General features: G+C 68.0%; 22 protein-coding genes. 16 read left to right on the forward strand and 6 right to left on the reverse strand.

Annotated features, from left to right (window positions below; all coding sequences use genetic code 11):
- Positions 1 to 315: 315 nt before the first annotated feature.
- The gene (locus ACOAMO_RS11060; protein WP_420174844.1) at positions 316 to 1,248 is read left to right on the forward strand and encodes a GNAT family N-acetyltransferase; all 933 of its coding nucleotides are present in this window, start codon (positions 316 to 318) and stop codon (positions 1,246 to 1,248) included.
- 69 nt (positions 1,249 to 1,317) lie between these two features.
- Here ACOAMO_RS11060 and ACOAMO_RS11065 read toward each other — a convergent pair whose 3' ends face one another.
- The gene (locus ACOAMO_RS11065; RefSeq protein WP_420174845.1) at positions 1,318 to 2,337 is read right to left on the reverse strand and encodes a LacI family DNA-binding transcriptional regulator; all 1,020 of its coding nucleotides are present in this window, start codon (positions 2,335 to 2,337) and stop codon (positions 1,318 to 1,320) included.
- Between the two features lie 108 nt (positions 2,338 to 2,445).
- Between ACOAMO_RS11065 and ACOAMO_RS11070 the strand changes: the two genes are divergently transcribed.
- From ACOAMO_RS11070 to ACOAMO_RS11140, 15 genes are all read left to right on the forward strand, one after another.
- Positions 2,446 to 3,126: a hypothetical protein gene (locus ACOAMO_RS11070; protein WP_420174846.1), complete on the forward strand. Its 681-nt coding sequence runs from the start codon at positions 2,446 to 2,448 to the stop codon at positions 3,124 to 3,126.
- A gap of 1,523 nt (positions 3,127 to 4,649) precedes the next feature.
- Entirely contained in the window at positions 4,650 to 5,204 is a 555-nt protein-coding gene (locus ACOAMO_RS11075) for a hypothetical protein (protein WP_420174847.1), read from the forward strand.
- Positions 5,201 to 5,869, forward strand: coding sequence for an SAF domain-containing protein (locus tag ACOAMO_RS11080; RefSeq protein WP_420174848.1), 669 nt, complete (start codon positions 5,201 to 5,203; stop codon positions 5,867 to 5,869). Before ACOAMO_RS11075 ends, ACOAMO_RS11080 begins: the two co-directional genes overlap by 4 nt.
- Positions 5,869 to 6,645 (forward strand): hypothetical protein, encoded by a 777-nt coding sequence (locus ACOAMO_RS11085; protein ID WP_420174849.1) that lies wholly within the window; start codon positions 5,869 to 5,871, stop codon positions 6,643 to 6,645. The genes ACOAMO_RS11080 and ACOAMO_RS11085 overlap by 1 nt, the downstream gene beginning before the upstream one ends.
- The gene (locus tag ACOAMO_RS11090) at positions 6,645 to 8,222 is read left to right on the forward strand and encodes a CpaF family protein (protein ID WP_420174850.1); all 1,578 of its coding nucleotides are present in this window, start codon (positions 6,645 to 6,647) and stop codon (positions 8,220 to 8,222) included. Before ACOAMO_RS11085 ends, ACOAMO_RS11090 begins: the two co-directional genes overlap by 1 nt.
- Positions 8,219 to 9,076: a type II secretion system F family protein gene (locus ACOAMO_RS11095; RefSeq protein ID WP_420174851.1), complete on the forward strand. Its 858-nt coding sequence runs from the start codon at positions 8,219 to 8,221 to the stop codon at positions 9,074 to 9,076. The genes ACOAMO_RS11090 and ACOAMO_RS11095 overlap by 4 nt, the downstream gene beginning before the upstream one ends.
- The gene (locus ACOAMO_RS11100; RefSeq protein ID WP_420174852.1) at positions 9,073 to 9,987 is read left to right on the forward strand and encodes a type II secretion system F family protein; all 915 of its coding nucleotides are present in this window, start codon (positions 9,073 to 9,075) and stop codon (positions 9,985 to 9,987) included. The genes ACOAMO_RS11095 and ACOAMO_RS11100 overlap by 4 nt, the downstream gene beginning before the upstream one ends.
- Before the next feature lie 128 nt (positions 9,988 to 10,115).
- Positions 10,116 to 10,328, forward strand: coding sequence for a TadE/TadG family type IV pilus assembly protein (locus tag ACOAMO_RS11105; RefSeq protein WP_245995518.1), 213 nt, complete (start codon positions 10,116 to 10,118; stop codon positions 10,326 to 10,328).
- Positions 10,325 to 10,723, forward strand: a complete 399-nt coding sequence (locus tag ACOAMO_RS11110; protein ID WP_420174853.1) for a TadE/TadG family type IV pilus assembly protein — start codon at positions 10,325 to 10,327, stop codon at positions 10,721 to 10,723. The genes ACOAMO_RS11105 and ACOAMO_RS11110 overlap by 4 nt, the downstream gene beginning before the upstream one ends.
- The gene (locus tag ACOAMO_RS11115) at positions 10,720 to 11,151 is read left to right on the forward strand and encodes a TadE/TadG family type IV pilus assembly protein (RefSeq protein WP_420174854.1); all 432 of its coding nucleotides are present in this window, start codon (positions 10,720 to 10,722) and stop codon (positions 11,149 to 11,151) included. Before ACOAMO_RS11110 ends, ACOAMO_RS11115 begins: the two co-directional genes overlap by 4 nt.
- A complete protein-coding gene (locus tag ACOAMO_RS11120; RefSeq protein ID WP_420174855.1) occupies positions 11,148 to 11,588 on the forward strand; it encodes a pilus assembly protein TadG-related protein in 441 nt (146 codons plus the stop codon). The genes ACOAMO_RS11115 and ACOAMO_RS11120 overlap by 4 nt, the downstream gene beginning before the upstream one ends.
- Positions 11,585 to 14,746, forward strand: a complete 3,162-nt coding sequence (locus ACOAMO_RS11125) for a hypothetical protein (RefSeq protein WP_420174856.1) — start codon at positions 11,585 to 11,587, stop codon at positions 14,744 to 14,746. Before ACOAMO_RS11120 ends, ACOAMO_RS11125 begins: the two co-directional genes overlap by 4 nt.
- Before the next feature lie 107 nt (positions 14,747 to 14,853).
- Entirely contained in the window at positions 14,854 to 15,216 is a 363-nt protein-coding gene (locus ACOAMO_RS11130) for a hypothetical protein (protein ID WP_245995635.1), read from the forward strand.
- A 257-nt stretch (positions 15,217 to 15,473) separates the two neighbouring features.
- Complete coding sequence (locus ACOAMO_RS11135; protein ID WP_420174857.1) at positions 15,474 to 16,313, forward strand: alpha/beta fold hydrolase; 840 nt, start codon at positions 15,474 to 15,476, stop codon at positions 16,311 to 16,313.
- 76 nt (positions 16,314 to 16,389) lie between these two features.
- Entirely contained in the window at positions 16,390 to 17,265 is an 876-nt protein-coding gene (locus ACOAMO_RS11140) for an alpha/beta fold hydrolase (protein ID WP_420174858.1), read from the forward strand.
- Between the two features lie 193 nt (positions 17,266 to 17,458).
- On the opposite strand, the gene ACOAMO_RS11145 is transcribed toward ACOAMO_RS11140, so the two are convergent.
- From ACOAMO_RS11145 to ACOAMO_RS11165, 5 genes are all read right to left on the reverse strand, one after another.
- A complete protein-coding gene (locus tag ACOAMO_RS11145) occupies positions 17,459 to 17,788 on the reverse strand; it encodes an MmcQ/YjbR family DNA-binding protein (protein WP_420174859.1) in 330 nt (109 codons plus the stop codon).
- Positions 17,785 to 18,207 carry a VOC family protein gene (locus ACOAMO_RS11150; protein WP_420174860.1) on the reverse strand — a complete coding sequence of 141 codons (423 nt, stop codon included), beginning with the start codon at positions 18,205 to 18,207 and terminating at the stop codon, positions 17,785 to 17,787. The genes ACOAMO_RS11145 and ACOAMO_RS11150 overlap by 4 nt, the downstream gene beginning before the upstream one ends.
- Positions 18,208 to 18,211: 4 nt before the next feature.
- Entirely contained in the window at positions 18,212 to 18,961 is a 750-nt protein-coding gene (locus tag ACOAMO_RS11155) for a helix-turn-helix domain-containing protein (RefSeq protein WP_420174861.1), read from the reverse strand.
- A gap of 166 nt (positions 18,962 to 19,127) precedes the next feature.
- A complete protein-coding gene (locus tag ACOAMO_RS11160; protein ID WP_420174862.1) occupies positions 19,128 to 19,868 on the reverse strand; it encodes a formylglycine-generating enzyme family protein in 741 nt (246 codons plus the stop codon).
- Between the two features lie 59 nt (positions 19,869 to 19,927).
- Complete coding sequence (locus ACOAMO_RS11165; protein ID WP_420174863.1) at positions 19,928 to 21,322, reverse strand: S41 family peptidase; 1,395 nt, start codon at positions 21,320 to 21,322, stop codon at positions 19,928 to 19,930.
- Between the last annotated feature and the right edge of the window lie 11 nt (positions 21,323 to 21,333).

Here is a 21,333-nt window from a genome sequence, read left to right on the forward strand (position 1 = left end):
TCTGCGCCACTTGTCGTCGCACGTGCGCAGTGTCGAAGCTGACCGTTGAAGGAGTCCGTTGTTGGGTATTCCACCCGCCATGTCCAGATGCGTGTCCCGCGCGTGAGCATTCTCAACTGCCGATGAGCGGGCCTTCGGAACGGCCCGATCACGCCGAACGATGCATCGAATTGGGAAGCGCGCAGTGTTGAGCTCCGCTACTGTGAAGGCGTCCAGACCCACGACAGGAAAAGGAGGTCGCGATGAACGTCACCGTCCCGGCCTCAGCAGGAGGCCGGATTCTCGTTCGCGGCTGAGCCGCAGCAAGGAATCCTCATGACCTCGCAGTACCTCGTCCAAGCCACCACAGCCCAGGACGCCATCGACCTCATGCTGTCAGCGCCACTGGCGTTCGACAGCCCCACCAACGACCGCCTCCGCGACAGACCCCTCCTGGAGCGCGCCTTCGCCTCCGGACGGCGACGACCCGCTTGGGTCTGGGCAGCCCGCGACGAGCACCGCGTCCTCGCGACCGTTGCCGGCCTGGGCATCGGCGATGCCGTGGTCCTCGATCATTGGGGAGGCGCTCCCACCCACGGCCTTGACCTTGCCCTGCACGCTGCCACCCAGGCACTGCGCACGGTCCCCGGCTCGGAAGCGTGTCTTCACCTGCCAGCCACCGCCTCCACCGCCGACCCCACCGCGAAGCCTTGGCTGGACGCGCTCTCCCGCCACGGATGGAAGTTGCTGGTGCAGCGCCACCACTACGAGACGCCCGCCGTAGATGCCCTTGGCCAAGAGCACATCTCGCAGCTGAGGCTGGAGCAGCTCACCGGCCCTGACGATCCGCGCCTACGGCCTCTGTTCCGGGGAATCCTCCGCGACAGCCGCGACGCCCACGACATCCAGCTCGTCGACGAGGTGGGCCTCGACCAGGCGGCGGATCGCGCCGTTGACGACCTCCTCGAAGCGGATCCATGGCAGTGCATGCACCTGGCCTTTGACGGGAATCCCTACCCTGTCGGGATGGTCTCCTGGGTGTCTCTGCCCGGCGGTCGCGGCTATGTGAACCACGTCGGAGTGTCGGCCGCCGCACGTGGCCACGGTTTCGGACGCGACCTCTTGGCACTGGCCACACGAGAACTCGTCCGCGAAGGTGCCGCGACCCTGATCGCCGACACCGATGCCAGCAACGTGCCCATGACCGCCGCCTTCACCCGCGTCGGCTGGACCGCAACCGAAACAAGGCTCGACTTCATCCCTGCCTGACCTCGTCGGGCGGGCGCGGCAACTGCGCCCCGCCCATCAGACTCTCATGCCGCGAGGCGATTTCCGTCTCTATGACGGCATTGTCAGCCGTGAACTGCTCTGGCGAAGGATGAGATGATGGTCGAGCACTACCCGCCGCGGTTGAAGGCTGGGGTCGAGTAGGAGTTGGGCTGCGCGGGTGCCTTGTTCTCGGGCGTGTGCGTCTATGGTGGTCAGTCCGTGTTCTTCGGCATCGTCGGTCCCGTCGAACCCGGTGACTGCGAGATCCCTGCCGGCGATCAGTCCGCGCGTATGGAGCGCGTCGAGGGCTCCCAGGGCCAGGGAGTCCCCGGCGCAGGCGATGGCGCTCAGGTGGGGGTAGCGATCGAGCGCAGCGGAGACTGCTTCAGCGCCGGATGTGCGGGTCCAGTGTGTGGCTTGGGCGATCACGAGGCTGGTTGTGTTGAGGCCTGTGGCCAGGCCGGTCAATCGTTGCCAGGGCTCGTGGGGCTTTTGGCCGGCGATGTAGTCGTTCCAGGTGGTGATGCTGGGCTTAGGCGTGGTGTGCGCCACGGGTCCGGTGAGGATGCACACCTGGTCGTGTCCCATGTCGTGCAGGTGTTGGCCCATCTCCTGGCCGGCAGCGTGTTCATCGATCGTGACGTAACAGGGGCCTTGGGGTCCTCCTGCCACGACGGGCAGGCCCTGGGAGCGGACCATCCGCATGATGGGGTGGGTTGCCCAGGTGACGGCGATGCCGTCCACCAGCGTGTTCCTCAGGGCCTGGGCGGCGGATTGCATGTCGGGGGCCACGGCCATCAGCACGAGGCTCGCGCCCACCGGCTGCAGGGCGTCGGAGAACCCCGCGAGCCACTGCATCTTGAAGGGGTCGTCGAAGGCGGAGCTGAGCGTATCCATGAACACGACTCCATAGGCGTTCGCGTGCCCTTGCTTCAGGACGCGGCCTGCCACGTGGGGGCCGTAGTAGCCCATCTTCGCGGCGCGCGTGAGGATCCGGTCGCGCAACTCGGGCGAGAGTTGGTCGGGGCGACTGAAGGCGTTGCTGACCGTCGTCGTCGAGACGCCCATCACCTCAGCCACGTCGCTCATCCGCACCACCACACCCACCTGCTTTTCTCTAGCCCGCGCACTCTTGAGCGATCAAGAACATAGTGGACCAGCGACGGTCAGCGCCGTCCAGAAAGGAACACGAGTCACATGACCACCACGAACTGGGCCAACGACGACGCCGTCATCGCCGCCGCAACCCGCCTCGCCACCGCTCTCGGCGACGACCCCAACCACACCGTCGCCGCAGCCGCCATGGACCTGTCCGGCACCATCCACGCCGCCGTGAACAACCACCACTTCACCGGCGGTCCCTGCGCAGAACTGGTCGTTCTCGGCCTCGCCGCCGCAGCCCACGCCGGCCCACTCGCCACGATGGTCGCCGTCGGCGACGGTGGACGAGGAGTCATCGCCCCCTGCGGTCGATGCCGACAGATCATCCTTGACCAGCACCCCGACTGCTGCATCCTGGTCCCCAGCAACGACACCGTCGTCTCCGTGCCCGTAGCCCAGCTCCTGCCCTACACCTACTGCTTCCCGGACAGCACCGCAGAACGCTTCGTTAGGTTTAACGCCCGCTACTACGACGACGTCGCCAGCGGGCGCAAGACGCAAACCGTCCGCTTCCTCGACCCCGTGCCCTTCGGACCGACCACCTTCGTCTTCGAGGACGGCGAACACCACGGGTTCAAGACCATGCCCGGAACCATCGACAGCGTCACGCCGATCAACCTCACCGACCTCGACCCCGACTACCAAGCAGGCCTGCGAAGCCACTACCCCCACATGCCTCACGACGCCCAACTCGACGACGTGCGCTTCCACATCTGAGCCACCAACAACCCACTCATCTGCCGCGAGGACTACCCCCGAGAGCACACCCTGAGTGCACGGTCGATGAAGGCATCAATCATGGAGCGCCAGACCCGAGGCCACGTCGGGGTTCAAACGAGCTACCTCGGCTTCGGCACGTCGCGCAGCAATAGCTTGGGCTACTCGGTCAGGTGCATTCACCGCGTCTTGGGACCTGTCCTCTCTTGGCAGTGGAGCGTCGTTGTGCCCGCTCGGCGGGGGTCCTGTGCCAAGAAGCCGAGAGAGCGAGATGTTCCGCGCAAACCCGCGGATTGCGTGTCGACGGCACAAGAAATTTCGAAAATCTTTCGAGGAGCTCCGGCTTTGCTGGATGCCCTATGCCGTAAGGATTCGCGACCGAGACGAGCAGCCGCTGGCCGGTTGTCAGTCGCCCAGAGGTTCCGCCACTACTAGCGGTAAGACCATGAACTGTCGCAGTATGGGTCCCACTCGGGGGAGTGATGAATTGCTTGATGCCCCCAGTGTCGGGTCGGTGAGCACCACGACATCCGGCTCGGCTTGTGGCAATGACGCTGCAGACGAGAGGGGGCCCTCGTGAGGACGAGTGCCAAGAAGTTGGTTGCAAGCACAGCACTGGCGTTCGCTATGGCCGCGTGCTCAGGGCCGGAGGCACCGGTGACCACAGAGAGGCCGCCTGCACCCACCTCTCCAAGTGCTGGCGTCAGCTCTACGCCGGTGCATGTGCCTTCTCCCACGTCACCGAGCTCAAGTCCCCCGACCCCAGTGGGGGCGCAGAAGGCCGATGCGGCTTTTGGTCGATACCTGAAGTTGACCGAGGAACTGGCCGCGGACCCTTCCTCGGACTTGAACCAACTTCAGAGCGTAACGCGGGGTGATGCGCTGAGACGTTGGCAGGTGGACCTGACGGAGTTGAGGACCCAAGGGTGGAAGCAGACAGGGACTAGTTCAGCTCGGCTCACGCATGTAACGCCCGGCAGCGACGCACGATCTTGGCTCATGACCTACTGCGTGGACGGCACGGGGACGGATCTGGTGGACGCCAAGGGGAAGTCCGTTCGAGGAGAAGGCCCGAGGCGGGTGGAATCGAAGGTGACCGTCGCCGAGGACGCCGTTACGGGTTCGTGGTTCGTCATCCAGGACAAGGTGGTGGGCACGTGCTGAGCCGCGTCGGAGGGACGGTGAGTCTGTTGGCCCTCTTGTGCGGAGCCTCGACGACAGCTGCGGCTGACTCGGGTGTCTCGTGCGGACGGGATCAGGAGTATGTGCGCCTGACTGGCACCTGCAAACTCACCTTGTCAGTTCCACAATGGGGAGGCTCTCAGCCGGCTGCCGCGCTCCACAAGAAGGTGGAGGGCAGGGCCGTGCAGGCGGCGTGTGAAAGCCGGTCGGGTTCCCCGGTCCCGTGCACCAGCAGTGCCGGTTACTGGTCCAACGAGCGGCAGTGCTACGTGAAGCCGGCCACGCCTCCGCCTCCCGCGGGTCATCCGCTCTGGGAGGGACACACGGATGGGGCGGTGTACATGTGCACCACTGGTGTTGAGGCTGGCGGTCACGTCTACTCCTTCTGGTCGGCGACGCAGCCGGCTGGCGTGGCGGCGCCGCCGGATCCTGCGGTGTTGGCGAAGCAGTTGGTGGCGCAGATGAATTTGCGGGCGATTGATGTGGGGATGGCTCCGGAGGATCGTCCTGGCGTGGTGGGGACGGTGGGGTTGCCGGTGTGGATGTGGGTTGAGAATCCGTCGGCGCAGACGTTTGGCCCGCAGACCCGCAGCTTGAGCGAGCGGGGCGTGACGGTGTCGGCCACGGCGAAAGTGAAGCGGGTGGTGTGGCAGATGGGCGACGGCCAGGCCGTGACCTGTACGACGGCGGGGTCGGTGTTCGGGCCTGGGGATGGCGGAAAGTCGTCGCCGGATTGCGGCCATACGTATTCGCAGCGGGGGACGTACACGATCAGGGCGACGTCCTTCTGGGTTGTTGATTGGACGGCTTCGGGCGGGCAGACGGGGAGTATCGCGATGGATTTCACGACGGATCGGGTGCTTGAGGTGGGCGAGGTCCAGGTGATCGGGCGATGACCGCGACGCAGACGGCTGGTGTGGAGGCGGCGCAGGCTGCGGCCAGGGTGGCGCCGGTAGCGGCGGGGGTGCGGATGCGGCGGTGTCCTGCGTTGGTGGCGGTGTCGGTGGCGCTGGTGGTGTTGGGGGCGTTGTTGTCGGTGTGGGCGTATTTGAGCCTGGGTTCGGCGCAGCCGGTGGTGGGGGTGCGGCAGGACGTGGCGCGGGGGTCGGTGATCTCGGCGTCGGACCTGGAGGTGGTCCGGGTGGGGGTTGATCCGGCGTTGGCGACGGTGCCAGCGGACCGGTTGGAGGCCTTGGTGGGTCAGCGTGCTGCGGTGGATCTGCGGGCGGGGCAGTTGATGGTGCCGACCGGGGTCACGCAGGATGTGGCGCCGCACAAGGGGATGTCGGTGTTGGGCTTGGCATTGGCTCCGGGCCAGTTGCCGTCGCAGCCGCTGCGGGTGGGCGACCGGGTGCGGGTGGTGTCGACGCCGGGCCAGCAGGGTGATGTGGTGGCCCAGGACGTTCGGGTGTTCGCCGCGTTGGTGGTGCAGGTCGGGGCTGCGGATGTGTCGGGGCGGATCAGTGTGAGTGTGGAGGTGGCTGAGCAGCAGGCGCCGGAGCTGGCGGCTCGTTCGGCCAGCGGCAAGGTGGCCCTCGTGGTGGATGCGCGGGAGGGCTGATGGCTCTGGTGGTGTTGGCCTCGGCTTCGGGTGCTCCGGGCGTGACGACGACGGCGTTGGGGTTGGCGAGGCGGTGGCCTCGTCCGGTGGTGTTGGTGGATGCCGACCCGGTGGGCGGTTCGCCGGTGTTGGCGGGGTTGTTCCAGGGTGCGGTGGCGCATCCGGATGCGATGGTGCAGCTGGTGCTGGCGCAGCGGGAGGGCCGGCTGGGTGAGGCGTTGCCGACGTCGCTGCTGGTGCTGGAGGGCACGAACGCGTCGGTGCTGGTGGGGCCCAGGTCGCATGTGCAGGCGGGCAGTCTGCGGGAGTTGTGGCGTCCGTTGGCTGTGGAGCTGCGAGCGCTGGAGGCGTCGGGGCAGGACGTGATCATCGACGCGGGACGGTTGGGGATGGCCCATTCGGCGACGGCGTTGGTGGAGTCGGCTGATCTGGCGCTGTTGGTCTGTGGCAGTGGGCTGCCGGAGTTGTCGGCTGCCCGGCAGTGGGGGCTGGCCTGGGCGGAGGCGGCTGCTGCGGGCACGGGTGCCGGGACGGTGGGCTGTGTGGTGGTGGGCCCGGGCCGTCCCTATGGGCTGCGGGAGGTGGCCAAGGCGGTGGGGCTGCCCGGCTTCGGGAGCGTGTGTTGGGATCCGCGGGCTGCGGCACGTGTGAGTCGTGGGGAGAAGGTCTCGGGCCGGGCGTTGGGTCGGTGGCATCGCTCGCTCGACGCGCTGGGGACGGCGATCCGTTCGGCAGCGAGCGCGCAGGATCCGTCGACGGTGCTGGAGGAGGCGTGATGAACGAGCGGGTCGATGAGCGGGAGCTGGAGGTGTCGGATCTGTCGCGGCTGCCTTTGTTCCAGACGGACGCACCGGCCGGGTCGGCGGGGCGTCGGCGTTCGACGTTCTCGCTGGTGCGGGGTTCGGCGTCGGTGGAGCGGATCCGTGCCGCTGCGGCACCGGCCAACATTCGCACCGCTACGCCCAAAAGCGCTGTGACCGAGCCTGTGCCCGACGTGGCGGAGGGTCGGGCCGGTGCTGCGGTGGAGGGGGAGTTGGATTGGGAGTTGGTGCGCTCGTTGCGGGTGGCTGCGTCGGGGCAGTTGATGCGGGCGTTGGAGGGGTCGTCGGCGACGTCGGTGGCCGAGCAGCACCGGTTGGGGCGGCGGATCATTGCTGATCTGGTGGTCGAGGAGGTGGCGCAGCAGGCTCGTGCGGGTGTGCGGACGTTGTCGCCGTCGGGTGAGCAGCGGGTGGCGCAGGCGGTCTTCGATGCGTTGTTCCGGCTGGGCAGGTTGCAGCCGTTGGTTGATGACGAGCGGGTGGAGAACATCATCATCCAGGGGTGTGATGTGGTGTGGCTGGAGTATGCCGATGGGCGGGTGGTGGTGGGTCCGGCGGTGGCCGACAGTGACCAGGAGTTGATCGACTTCCTGGTGTTCGTGGCGTCGCGGTCGGAGGCGAATGCGCGGCAGTTCAGCGAGGCGGAGCCTCGGCTGCACCTGCGCCTGGATGGCGGGGCGCGGTTGGCGGCGACGGCGTGGGTGACGCCTCGACCGTCGGTGGTGATCCGTCGTCACCGGTTGCAGCAGGTGACCTTGGACGACCTGGTGGGGCTGGGGTCGTTGTCGGCGACGGCGGCGTCGTTCCTGCGGGCGGCGGTGCGGTCGCGTCGTTCGATCGTGGTGGCGGGGGCGCAGGGGGCGGGCAAGACGACGATGGTGCGGGCGTTGTGCGCCGAGATCGGCCCGGATGAGGCGATCGGCACCTTTGAGACCGAGTACGAGCTGCACCTGCACGAGATGCGGGAGCGGCATCCGATCGTGCATGCGTGGGAGGCCCGGCCGGGTGGGGAGATGACGGCTTCGGGGCGTCGGGCGGGGGAGTTCAGCATCGATGACGCCTTGTACGACTCGTACCGGTTCAACCTGTCGCGCCAGATCGTGGGTGAGGTGCGGGGTCGTGAGGTGCTGGCGATGCTGGAGGCGATGCAGTCGGGGACGGGATCGTTGTCGACGACGCATGCCCGTAGTTGTGAGGACACGGTCAACAAGCTGGTGACGTGTGCGATGAAGGCCGGCGCCCATGTGACCTACGACTATGCGGTGCGGGCGTTGGTGCAGTCGTTGGACGTGATCGTGCATGTCGATGCCCGCACCACCGAGCAGGGCAAGCAGCGCTGGACCTCGCAGATCTGTGTGCTTGGGCCGGGTGAGAAGGCCAAGGGCTATGCGCTGGTGCCGGTGTTCGGGTGCGAGCCGGGGTCGAGGACGATCCGGGCGGTGCCGGGCCTGCCGGAGGAGTACGACGACCTGGCCCGTTTCGGGTTCGACCTGGACGGCTACCGGGCTGAGAGCCAGGCAGGTGTGCTGTGACGCTGCTGGTGCCCGCCGTCGCGGGAGCGATGATCGTCGCCGGTCTGCTGGGGGTGGTGTGGGGGCTGTGGCCATCGCCAGTGGCCACGGGACGTCCGCGACGGGGCCGCAATCTGCGGCGGTGGTCGCGGCGTGCCCGGCTGGCAGTCGGGGTCGGGCTGGTGGCTGGTGTGGTGGTGGCGATCGTGTCGGGCTGGTTGATCGCGGTCGTGGTGGTGCCGTTGGCGGTGGCGGGGTTGCCGGCGTTGGTGTCGGCCCCGCCGGCCGCGGCGCGGATCGAGCGGTTGGAGGCGATGGAGGAGTGGACCCGGTCGCTGTCGGGGATCCTGACGGTGGGTGCGGGGTTGGAGCAGGCGTTGATTGCGACGTTGCGGTCGGCGCCGGAGCCGATCCGTCCGGAGGTGTCGCGGCTGGTGGCCCGGCTGCGGGCGCGGTGGTCGACTTCGGAGGCGTTGCGGTTGTTCGCCGACGAGCTGGACGACCCGACCGGGGACCTGGTGGCGGCGAACCTGTTGTTGGCAGCACGGCGGCGTGGTCCGGGTGTGGCGGCGGTGTTGGAGAGCCTGGCCGAGTCGGTGGCGGCTGATGTGCGGGCCCGCAGGCAGGTGGAGGCCGACCGTGCCAAGCCGCGGGCGACGGCCCGGTGGGTGACGGTCATCACCGTCTGCGCGCTGACGGTGTTGGCGATGTCGGGCAGCTATGTCGCCCCGTACAAGACACCGATCGGGCAGCTGGTGCTGGCGGTCCTGCTCGGGGTCTACGTGGCGGTGCTGGTGTGGATGCGGCGCATGGCTGCCGGGGACGCGATTCCACGGTTCCTGGGGGCATCGGTGGCAAAGGAGCAGGTGCGATGAGCACGACGGGTCTGCAGCTGGCGCTGCTGGGCGGGTTGAGCATCGGCGCCGGGGTCTCGGCGTTGGTGTGGCGGTTGGCGCCGGTACAGGTCGATGCCCACGACGCGGTCGTGCGGCTGTCAGCCCAGTCCCCCCAGACACCGACGTCGGGTGGGGGCCTGGTTCGGGCGGTCGGTGGTGTCGAGCGTCTGGGGCGGTGGGCGATGCGCACGCTGCCGGCTGGCTGGTGGGGTGTGGTGCCCACCCAGCAGTTGGCGTTGTTGCGGATCAGCCAGGCGCGGTTCTTCGGGGAGAAGGTGGCCTTCGCGCTGTTGGGGATGATGGCGCCGGCGCTGCTGTCGAGCCTGTTCACTCTGATGGGATTGCGGCTGCCGGTGGTGGTTCCGGTGGTGGCGAGTCTGGCAGCGGGGGTGGTGTTCTTCTTCATCCCGAACTGGAACGTCATCGACGATGCGGGCCGGGCCCGCACGGAGTTCAACCGCGCACTGGGCGCCTACATCGAACTGATCGCGTTGGAGCGCAACTCCGGTTCGGGGACCCGGCAGGCGATGGAGGCTGCCGCCGAGGTAGGCGATTCGTGGGTCTTCGTCCGGTTGCGGGAGGAGTTGGCCTTCTCGCGGTGGACGGGTGAGCCGCCGTGGGAGGCTCTGCGGCGACTGTCCCACGAGCTCGGTCTGGCCGAGCTGGCTGACCTGGCCGACATCCTGCGACTGTCAGGTGAGGAGGGCAGCCAGATCTACAGCCAGCTGCGGGCCCGTTCCGCGTCGATGCGCTCGGCGCTGTTGAGCCAGGACCTGGCCCACGCCAACGCGGTCGGCGAGAAGCTGACCATCCCCATGAGCGCGCTGGGGATCACCTTCATCACCATCCTCATCGTCCCGGCCTTGTTGAGGGTGGTCGGCATCACCTGACACCACACACCCCCTCCGCGCGACCCATCACGGGTGGTTTCCCCCGAGTTGTGCATTCCCCTGTGACAGATCTGGGGTCACCAGGGCCGTCCTGGTGGCTTGTTGGAATCGACGAAAGGAACACGACGATGCAGCACATTCTGGGAATCTGGTTGACGCTGGGCTACCGGGTGGAGACCCTGCTGGGGCACCAGCAGCAGGTGCTGGCCCGGCGGCGGGACGAGCGGGGCTCGATCACGATCGAGCAGGCGCTGTGGGCGGTCGCGATCATCGCGCTGGTCGGCATCGTGGTGGCAGCCATCACCGCCTTCGTCAAGAAGGAAGTCGGCAAGATCAAGTGACCCGGCGTCGTCGGGGCCGGGTGCCGCGGCGAGACGAGCGCGGCTCGGCCACCCTCGAGATGGTCGTGCTGCTGCCGGCACTGTTGCTGCTGGTCATCGTCGGCGTCCAGGCGGCCCTCTACTACTACGCCGCGTCCATCGCCTCGGCCGCGGCGCAGGACGCTGCCCGGGCCGCCGCCAGCGCCAAGGACCACGACTGGCAGGCCACCGGGACACAACGGGCCCAGGCGGCGTTGGAGCAGTCCCACGGCGGCCTCGAACACGCCCAGGTCACCGTCACCGGGGACGTCACCGGCCCCCACGCCACGGTCACCGGTCGATGCCTGGTCCTCGTCCCGGGGCTGGAGTTGCCGGTGATCCGGTCGGCGTCGATGCCGTGGGAGGAACTCACATGAGCCGCAGCGGACGGGGTGAGCGGGGTTCGGCCACTTTGGAGGCCGTCCTGGTGGTGCCGGCCTTCTGCCTGTTCCTCGGTCTGGTCATCGCCTTGGGGCGCATCGAGGTGGCCCGGCAGCACGTCGATGCCGCCGCGGCCGAAGCGGCTCGCAGCGGGTCGCTGGCACGAGATGCGGCCAGCGCCACCAGCCGCGCCACCACCGCCGCCCAGGCGACGCTGGCCAGCCACCAGCTCGACTGCCAACCGGCGCGCGTCGAGGTCGATGCCGCCGGCTTCGCGGTTCCCGTCGGTACCCCTGCCAGCCTGAAGGCCACCGTGGCGTGCCAGGTGAACCTGTCCGACATCGCGCTGCCCGGGCTGCCCGGCAGCATCACCATCACCCGACAGGCCAGCTCACCGCTGGACGTGTTCCGGGGCCGACGATGACCGCGGCACCCCGCCGCACCAAGCCGGTGCGCGATGAGCGGGGCTCCATCAGCACCTGGGCCGTGCTGGCCAGCCTGTGCATGATGCTGGTCCTCGGCCTGGGCGTCGATCTGGCCGGGCATGTCGCGGCCGAGCAGCGTGCCCGGCAGGTCGCCTTCGAAGCAGCCCGCACCGGCGGCCAACAGGTCGAACTCGACGCGCTGGCCACCACCGGCACCCTCACCCCCGACCCCGCCCGGGTGAGCGGCGCCGCCGACGGATACCTCACCGCCGCCGGATACACCGGCACCTCCACCGTCGGCGCGACCACCGTGTCGGTGACGGCCACCGGCGACTACGAATGCCGCTTCCTCACCCTGCTCGGCATCGACCGGCTCCCCGTCACGGGAACCGGTCAGGTCGAGATCCACCGCGTCCTCGACGGGAGACCACGATGACCACCCTTCGACGCCGACTCCACGGTCTGGCTGCCCTGTTCGCCCTCGGGGCCCTGATGGTCGGCCTTCCCGCAGCACTGGTGGCCACCGTCGGCAACCCCCTGCCCGGCAGCATCCCCAGCCCCGACCAGTGGTGGCAGGCCCTGACCGCGCCGGACGACGGCACCCTCGCGCTGAGCGCCATCGGGTTGCTGGGCTGGCTCGTGTGGGCATACCTTGCCGTGCTGATCCTGCTGGAAACCGTCGCGCGCCTGCGCGGCCGCACCGCGCCGATGCTGCCCGGCTGGCACGCACCCCAGCTGGGCATCCGACGCCTGGTCGCCACCGCCGCCCTCGTCCTGGTCACCGCACCTCTGCTCGGCACCCCGACCGCCTCGGCCGAACCCCGCCCCACCCCACCCGCAGCCAGCGCCACCACCCAGACCGCCCCAAGCAGCCCAGCCACGGCGAAGCCGACCGGCACTGGTGCGCGGGTGCATGTCGTCACGCAGGGGGAGAGCCTGTCGAGCATCGCCGCCGACGAGCTCCACGACGCCGACCGGTGGCCCGAACTCGCCCAGGCATCCCGCAGCACCGTCCAGCCCGACGGGGCACACCTCACGGACCCAAACGTCATCAACCCCGGCTGGCGCATCACCATCCCCACCAGTGGCGCCCAGCCCCAGACCGAGCGGCAGGCTCACACGGTCGTCGTGCGCGACGGGGATACCCTGGCGCAGCTCGCTCGGACACACCTCGGCGATCCTGAGCGCTGGCCCGAGATCTACCGGGCCTCCCGCGCCACGCCCCAGCCCGACGGAGCGCGTCTCACCGACCCCGACATCATCCTGCCCGGCTGGACACTCACCATCCCTGGCCAGACGGCACCTGCGACCGAGAAGAAGCCCCGGGTAGCGAGCCGGACCCCCAAGACCACCGACGCGCCCCGCACCACCCCAAGCCAGACCTCGACCCCGGCACCGGCGCCCAGCCCGTCACCGTCCGCGAGCACAGCGACCCCGCACAGCACCGCCACCACCCCAGCTGCCGCACCAGCAAGCGACGAGGCGGAAGCGCACGACGGTGTCTCGGCGTCCTGGCTGCTCACCGGGCTCGCGTCCGGCGGTGGCCTGCTGGCCGCCTCGGCGCTCGTGGTGCTGCGCCGCCGACGCGTCGTGCAGGCCTCCCACCGCCGTCCGGGCCGCCAGATCACCCTGCCCCCACCCGAACTAGCCCCCGTCGAGCAGACGCTGGTCGCCGCCGGGACACCGGTCACGGTCGACCTCGCCAACCTCGACGCCCACCTGCGCCACCTCGCCGCCGACGCCCTGGCCGCAGGCCACCGGGTGCCGCCTGTGGCCGCCGTGCGCGTCACCACCGACCACGTCGAGGTCCACCTCGCCGAAGCCACCGACACCATGCCCAGCGCGTGGACCGCCATCGACGACAGCGGCCGCTGCTGGGCCACACCCCTGCACCCGAACCTCGGTGTGATCGAGGCGCCCGCGCCCTACCCGCTGCTCGTCACGGCAGGAACCGACCACGACCAGGCCGTGTGGCTGGTCAACCTCGAACAGCTCGGCGTGCTGCACCTCACCGGCGACGCGGACTACGCCCACGACTTCGCCCGCTACGCCGCAGCAGAGATCGCCGTCAACCCCTGGTCGCGTGGCGTGCGCGCCACCTGCCTCGACGCCGGCGTCGAAGCCATCGACATGAACCCCAACCGTCTCCACCAACCAACCACGGCGGTCCACGCCATCGAGACCATCACCGACGACGCCCGACACACCATCCACCGACTCTCGGCCGAGGCCGCTGTCGTGGAGGACAAGCGCTGCCGCGCCACCGACGGCGAGGCCTGGCTCCCGCAAGCACTCATCACCACCGACGCCCACGCGCCCGAAGCCAGCGAGCTGATCAGCCTGATCATCGACCACCCCTCCCGAACCGGGGCAGCGGTGCTCATGGTGGGGAAGAGCAACCCTGACTCTGATGCGGCTCGGCTGGTGTTCACCGCCCACGGCCAGGCACGTCTGGAACCAGCCGGACTGGCCCTCATCCCTGCCGGTCTCACCCCGGACGAGGCCCTCGGCTGCGCGGCGCTACTCGCCCAGGCCGACACCCTCACCGACGAATCCGTCCCACCCGCCGGCGACACCGGTTGGCGCGAACTCACCGACGCCGCCGGATCCATCGCGACGCACACCCCGTCCACGACCGTCGAGGACGAGGCACAGCCCACTCGGGACGTAGAGGGCGACCACGATGCTTCCGTGTCGCTGCCTCCGACCGTCGAGGACGACGCCGAATGGGCCCGTCTCCTGCCTGAGCCCGACGACACTGTGGCCCAGCGGTTGCGAGACATCGACCCCACCCTCGACGCCGACCTGGCCGACTGGAACAACCCCGACACACGCCGCCCCAAGCTGAGCCTGCTCGGACCGGTCAAGGTCACCGCCCGCGGCAAGGCCATCGCCAAACGCAAGCCCTACTACACCGAGATGCTCGCCTACATCGCCCTACGCGAGCACGGCGCCACCCCCGACGAAGTCGCCGACGCCATGAACGTGTCGCCACAGACGGTGCGAACTGGCATCACCACCATCCGCGAATGGCTCGGCACCAACCCGACCACCGGCGAGCGCTACCTACCCGACGCCACCAACACCCCCGCCGCAATCGACCGAGGAGTGCCCGTCTACCAAGTACCCGACCTGCTCGTCGACATCGACCTCATGCGTCGCCTCCGAGCCCGCGCCCAAGCAGCAGGGGAGGACGGCATCGACGACCTCGAAGCCGCCTTGGGCCTGGTGCAAGGGCGTCCCTTCGATCAGCTGCGTCCTGGGGGCTGGGGCTGGCTCGCCCACACCGGCCTCGAGCACCACATCACCGTTTCGATCGTCGACATCGCCCATACACTCAGCAGCCACCACCTCGCGAACAACGACACCGCGCGAGCACAAACCAGCGCGGAAGCAGCGCTGCGGGCCGCCCCCGAGGACACCATCACGCGACTCGACCTGGCGGCAGTCGCCACTGCCGAAGGCCGCCTCGATGAAGCCCACAGACTCCACGAGGAAGTTCGCACCATGCTCGACGACGAGGAACTCCCGGCCGACTTGAGCCCACGCAGCCTCCGTCTGGTGACCGAAGCAACACGAGGGGCAGGGGCGTGACATTGCTCTCACGCCGAGAGGCGGACGGCCTCTGTTCCCTCTCGAGACGGAGTACGGCGGCGGGTTTTCAGTGCATGATCGAGACATCCCGACATAGGAGGTCAGCAATGGATCTGCGCATCACCGCCCGAGGAAACCGTTTCGCATCCCTTGGCCAGTCGATCACGGTCGATGTCGATCGCCAGGCTGGAATGATCACGTTGGGAGCTCCGTTCTACCGGCGCTCGATCCCACTGCAGGACGTAGCCAGCGTCTCCTCACACACAGATGACGGTCTGAACCGTGGCCTCCTCAACTGGTATGTCACGGGGAAGGCGACATCACCCCAAGGCGTTCGCCTCAACACCGGCGGCAAGGCCCGTGTCGATCTGGAGACCAAGGCCGGGGAACGGTACGCAGTGGTGGTGGACACCCTGGACCAAGCCGTCGCGGTGGTCGATGCTGTGCGCGGCCAAGGCGGCGACTCATAGGATCCCTTGCCTCGGCCCGTCCTGTTTTGCCGCTGTCGGGGTGTAGCGTCCGAGCGTGCCTCGACCGGTGCGCCGTAGTGCCGATGAGCGCGACCTATCCACCGAAACCTCGTGGTCGCGAACTCGGGCGACTGTGGATGGGCCACGTGGAGTGAGCTTGGCCAAGCACGGGTCCTACCGCTGGAGGACTAGTAGCCGCAATGAGTGGTGGTACCGATGGGCCTGCTCCAGATCCACGACCTTGTAGGCTCGCAGGCATGGAGCCAGACCGCGGGTCGGTGCAGACTTTCGACGGCCGAACCCTCAACACGTACACCTGGGGAGGTGGCGACGTTGTGGTCGTGTTCGAGGCCGGCCTCGGTGCTGGTGGACGGTGCTGGTCGCCGGTGGCTGAGCAGGTCTCCGGACATGTGAAGGCAGTGGCCTACGACCGTGCCGGGTACGGCACCAGTACCGCGGATGCGGGGTGTCGGACTCTCGATGCGTTGGCTGTCGACCTGGTCCGTGTGGTTGAGGCTCAGGGGGCACCGGATGTTGTTCTCGTCGGTCACAGCTGGGGTGGTCCGATTGCCCGGAGGGCGGCCGAGTTGTTGCCCGCCGGGGTCGTGTCATCGCTGGTGCTCGTAGATCCTTCGGATGAGCACGCCGACGTGTACTTCACACGGAGTGCGCGAGCTATGGACTGGGTCCAAGCCCTGGTACTTCCCGCGGTTGCCCGGGCCGGGCTTTTGAGGGCGGGGTTGAGCAATGCCTTCGGACGATTCCTCGCTCCGAAGGCTCTCAAGGCGACCCTCGACGCATGTAGCACTCCGGCCGCGGCCCGGGTTTGCGTAGAAGAGAACCGTCACATTCGAGATGGGCTGCAGCAGCTGCGCGAGGCCCCCCAGCCCAGGCCTGTCTCGACCGTCGTCATCTCAGGTACCAAGCCCACCCGTATAGGTGAATCGCGCCGAGAACTCTGTTCTGCCCATCGGCGATCAGTTGCGGCGAACTCCGGTTGGCGCCTGGTCGAAGCGTCCGAGTCCACTCACTACGTCTTGTTCACGCAACCTCAACTCGTAGCGGACCAGGTCTTACGAGCTTGCAGTACGCGTTGACGAAGGAGACGACCGACAGTCGTCCTTCTGTTCCAGAAGTCGTGCCCTGGACACGGGGCGGGCTCATCATGGGGGCATGCAGCCCGTCGTGGTCAGGATGGCTCAAGGCGCCGTCGAGCTCGCCACCGAAGCCTTGGAGGAGCGTCCTCTGGTCGTGGTCTTTCCCGGTGGTCACTGTGGTGCGATGGCCGATGTCGGTTGGGACCTGTTCCGCGAGCTCGGCTACGGATTGGTTTCGGTGTCCCGACCGGGTTATGGACGCACGCAGGTGGGGCCGCTGTCTGCAGCCGAGTTCGTCCCTGCCGTCTCGGAAGCCTTGGCCCACCTCGGCGTGAGAGCCGTGGCTGCCGTCGTGGGAGTCTCCTTCGGAGGTATGCAGGCGATCGAGCTCACCCGTGTGGGTAGTCCTCACCCGCCCAAGCTGATTCTGGCCAGTGCAGCACCGTCGACGTTGCCCTACCCGGACTCGCCGCAGGAGCGCATCGCCGGATCGCTCGTGTTCTCCCCACGGGTGCAGACTCTGACCTGGCGGATCACCCGCGCTTTGGTCGCCTCCGATCAGGGGCTCAAACTGATGGTCGGCGGCCTGTCGACGCTCCCCATCGTGGCCTGGTGGAACACGTGGTCCCAAGGCGATTGCGCGCGTGCGCGGGCGATGTTCAGCAGCATGAACTCTGGCGCCGGATTCGTCCTTGATCTGCGCCAGGCATCCGGCAGATCGAGCGGGTCGAGGCAGGCATCGATGTCGTCTATCGATGTCCCCACCCTGGTTCTCGCCTCGCGCCATGACGGCGTAGTGGCGTTTGCTCACGCGGAGAATGCCGCAGCCGTCATCCCCGGCGCCAGACTCGTCGACACTGAGGCCGCCAGCCACCTGTTCTGGCTCGGCCCCACACACGATGCCGTACGCCGCGAGATCGACCGGTTCCTTTCTGCTGCTGCCCTCGGTTGACGACTTCCCCCACGTGCACGATGCAGGCCGGCGCGTGGAGGTCCTCCGGCAACGGCTACCACCAGTGAGCGTCGTCCGAGTTTCTTGATCGGTCCTCGGAGGCCGAGCGCCGCCTCGCGTAGGCCCCAACACGTCCTGACTTGCCGCCGAGCGCGCAGCACTGTGGCACGCGTCGCCAATTGGGAGACACGCCCTAGTCCGCACTGGCTCGGCCGGGTACCCGCGCCTGCCACGCCTCGCTCAGGAGTTCGTGCAGCTCGGCTGGATCCACATGCTTCAGCCTGACCAGGACACTCGGGTGCCCGCGGTAGTGGTCGGTGGTGAAGAACTTGTCGGGATCGGCTGCGATGAGCGCCTCGCGGTCCTCGAGACTCTCCCGCCAGAGGACCAGGACGCCATTGTCCTCGTGGAGGCGGGCAAAGATCTTGCCGGCCACGTAGAAGGCCGGTGTTGCGTAGGACGTGCCTTCGGTGACTTGGGGTAGGGCAGTGGCCAGGCGACGCACGTCTTGCTCCGTGCTCATGCTTTTCCTCCGCGTGGCGGCTGGATGCCGGTGTAGGAACCGAAGGACCACAGGTTGCCCTCGTGGTCGCTGACTGTGGCCATGCGCCCTCCGAAGGGGCGGTCGGCGGGTGGCTCGATGGTTTGGGCACCGTTGTCCAATGCCTTTGAGTAGGTGGTGTCGACATCACTGTCGGTGGGGACGACGAGGTAGCAGGCAGCGTGACCTGCCGTCCTCTCCAGGGGCTTGCCCTGGCCGGTTGATCCCAGCATGACAGCGCCGTTGTCGCGCCAGTGAAGTTCGGCGTGCTCGACGAGGTCGGGGTCGTCTTGATTCCTCACGACGAGGGCTTCGGTGAACCCGAGCGCGGTCAGGAAGGCCAATCCGTGGGCGGCGTCGTTGTAGGTCAGGCAGTGGAAGGTCTGCGGGGTGTTTGCCATGCGTTCAGTCTGGGCTGTGGGTGGCGAGCAGGTCTTGAAGGTTTGGGAACGGTTCGGTGCAGGTGCTGGGGCTGCGTCCGGCGAAGGTCTTCCATTCCCGGGAGAGGTGCGCTTGGTCTGCGTAGCCGGCCGCTTGGGCGGCTTGGGCGAGTGGCAGGCCTGACTGGACCATGCGCGACGCGTTCTGGAAGCGCGCCAGGCGACCCAGCTCCTTGGGGCTGACGCCGAACTCGCTGCGCACGCGATTGGCCAGGTGGCGTCGGGACCAGCCCACCTCATCGGCCACCCATGAGACGCGCTGCCCTGCACTCAACAGCTGCCAGGCGCGCCTGAGGTCAGCCGCGAGATGAGCTGCTTGGAGGCGATCGAGCAGGAGGGCTTCGATGGTGGTCAGCCGGGCAGCCCAGGTGGCAGGGGCGGTGACGGCTTCGTGCTCTGCTGGGCTGAGCCCGCGGGGGAGGTCAGCCAGGTCCACGGTGTGACCGGCGACGGTACCGAAGGGTGCTCCGAACAGAGCTCGGGATCCGAAGGGTGTGAGCTCCAGATGGATGCCGCGCTGCATGCCGTGGGTGCGGATCAGCGCCGGCGTCAGGTGCAGACCTGACATGGAGCACCACCGCCGTGAGGAGCTCGTGGGGTCATGCAGCCATCCGACGTCGAGTGGCTCGTCCACGGCGAGGATCACGGTGGCGGAGGTGCTCGGCAGGCCCACGTGGGCGGCATCGATCGGCACCTGCAGGTCGTAGGCAACCATGGGCCCTGCCAGGCATTCCCGGAGGGCTGGCTGGACTTCCCGCCGAGCCGTCACCATGAGCTCAGACTAGACAATAGGGCAGCACTTTGGCCGGGGTCATGGTGTGGCTGATCTGTGCCAAGTCGCCGCGAGCCCCGGGGTTGTCAGAGGTGAAGTTGGTAGGGCTTCAGGTTGGTCTGACGGCGGGGTGGGTGGCTGTTCCGCGGGCGATACGGAATCCGAGGTCGTCGAATGATGATGCAGGGTTGGTCTTGCGACGCACGCCGGCGCGGCAGCTCCAGTGCGGATCGCTCCATCCGCCGCCGCGGATGATGCGGTACGACCCGTACACCTCGGGGTCGTACAGGTCCCAGCACCACTCCCACACCCCGCCCAACATGTCGAACAACCCCCACGCATTCGGTTGCTTCAAGCGCACGGGATGGGCCCGCCCGCCGGAGTTGTCCGCGTACCAACCGATGTCGTCGAGCTGCGCGTAACGGGGACCCGCCGCGCCCGCGCGGCAGGCGAGTTGCCACTCAGCGTCCGTGGGTAGCCGGTATCCATCGGCCTCGTGATCCCACTCAATCACCCAGTCGTCGGCCTCCGGCTGGCTGTGCGGACGCCACTGGGTCAGCGTCGGGGCCTTACGCTGCGAGATCGTGTAGACCGGCGTGAACCCGTCCTGGATCGAGAAGGCGTTGCAGAACTGCACCGCCTCGCGCCAGCTCACCTCCGTATGGGGCACATCAGCGAGGTCGGCGTTGGCCGTTCCGCCCTGCACCTGGTTCCAGAGACTGCGAGTCACCACGACCGGTGAAAGCTCGAAGGGCTCCACCAGAACCCTCCAGGAGTGACCCGTGCCTCGGTCCACCACCTGTTCTTCGACGGCGTCATGAAAGGGCATCGCGACCAGGTCAATACTCATGGCTCCCATCCTGCAGCGTTGGCCGCCTCACAACCCACCAATTTGCCGCGTGGTTCTCGTCACAGCGCAGTCGGGTCGTCTACTAGCGGCCCGTCGGGCCTGATGCCGCGGACGTCGATGGGAGGGCCGCCGCGGTCATAGCAGATCGCTGACGCGAACCACGCCTCGAGCCCATGCCCCAGCGGCACACGACATGGCATGCCGATGCCACCACCGGTGGCATCCCCGAGCACGGTCACATGCGGCAGGCCCTGCAGGCGTCCGACGAAGGCCTCGGGCGAGCTGAACGTGTGCACATCGACCAAGATGGTCAACCGTCCTGGCCAGCAAGGATCATCGCTGGGGTCGCCCCACCGCTCTACATGGGGTCCGAAGCCGCCCCGGGCGTCCGAGTAGGTGGTGGTCCCTAGGAAGGTCTTCTGGCGCAGGAATCGCCCAGCTAATGCATGCTCGACGACAACCTTTCCGCCGGGGTTTCCTCGCAGGTCGAGCACCATGTGGTCATCGGGGTTGGCTCCCTTGCACAACTCGTCCATCACCTCGGTGATGCGCGGGTCGTCGGAGAACGAGTCGAGCCACACCAGCACCGCGCCGGACGGGTTGTGGCTGACGGTGATGACCTCGCGCCGTGGCTGCTCGCTGCGCGCCTCGACCCAAGTCACGGCGTGGCCGTCGGGGCTGGTGGCGGTGAAGGTTCGCTCGTCGCCGACAACTCTGAGGAAGCGGCGTGCGGTGCGCCAGGGCCGGCCTTGCGGGGATGCGGGTGTGGTGCGCCACCATCGCTCTGCATCGGGGACGGCAGAGGTCCAACCGGGGCGGACGCCCGCCGCAAATGCAGCCGAGCCTTCGGGGACCTTCGACAGGATCACGTGGTCGCCGTCCAGGCGGGCCTGGTATGGCGGGTTGAACGTTGTTTGGCTGGTGGCGGCGATGCGCGCATGGCCGTCCGGCAGGTGGGCTAGGAGTTCCTCGGCCCAGGCGCGGAACTCGTCCCATGAGCCCGGGCGGCTGGCCAAGGCGCGGTCCCGCACGACAGGCCATGGTTCGGCGGCGAACTGCCAGTAGGCGGCGTCGTTCTCGAGCGCATCGACGAAGACGTCCACGGCGTCGTCCACGGTTTCCGGGACACTCCACTCGACTCGTCGTTGGCTACTGCGGGCAAGACGCCCAAGCAGGAGTGTCGAGTCGAGGACTTCGCGCGCGCCATTGGCGGTTGAGACCAGACGCAGATGCTCTGGATCCCAGGTGACGGTGACGGGTTGGTCGTCAGCTCGTGGTTCCACGATCCAGCAGGGTTCCCCGTCGACGGCAGGACCGACGACGAGTGGGGCGCCGAGGATGGCCTCGACGCTGCCAGCCTCCTGCCGGAAGAGACCAGCGACCCATTCAGGCAGGTCCGTTCCTGACAGGTCGAGGTGCACCGCAGCGGTGCTGGGCATTCCATCCAGAGTCATGCTGGAATCCT

The sequence above is a fragment of the Luteococcus struthionis genome, assembly GCF_048595755.1.
GTDB lineage: Bacteria > Actinomycetota > Actinomycetes > Propionibacteriales > Propionibacteriaceae > Luteococcus.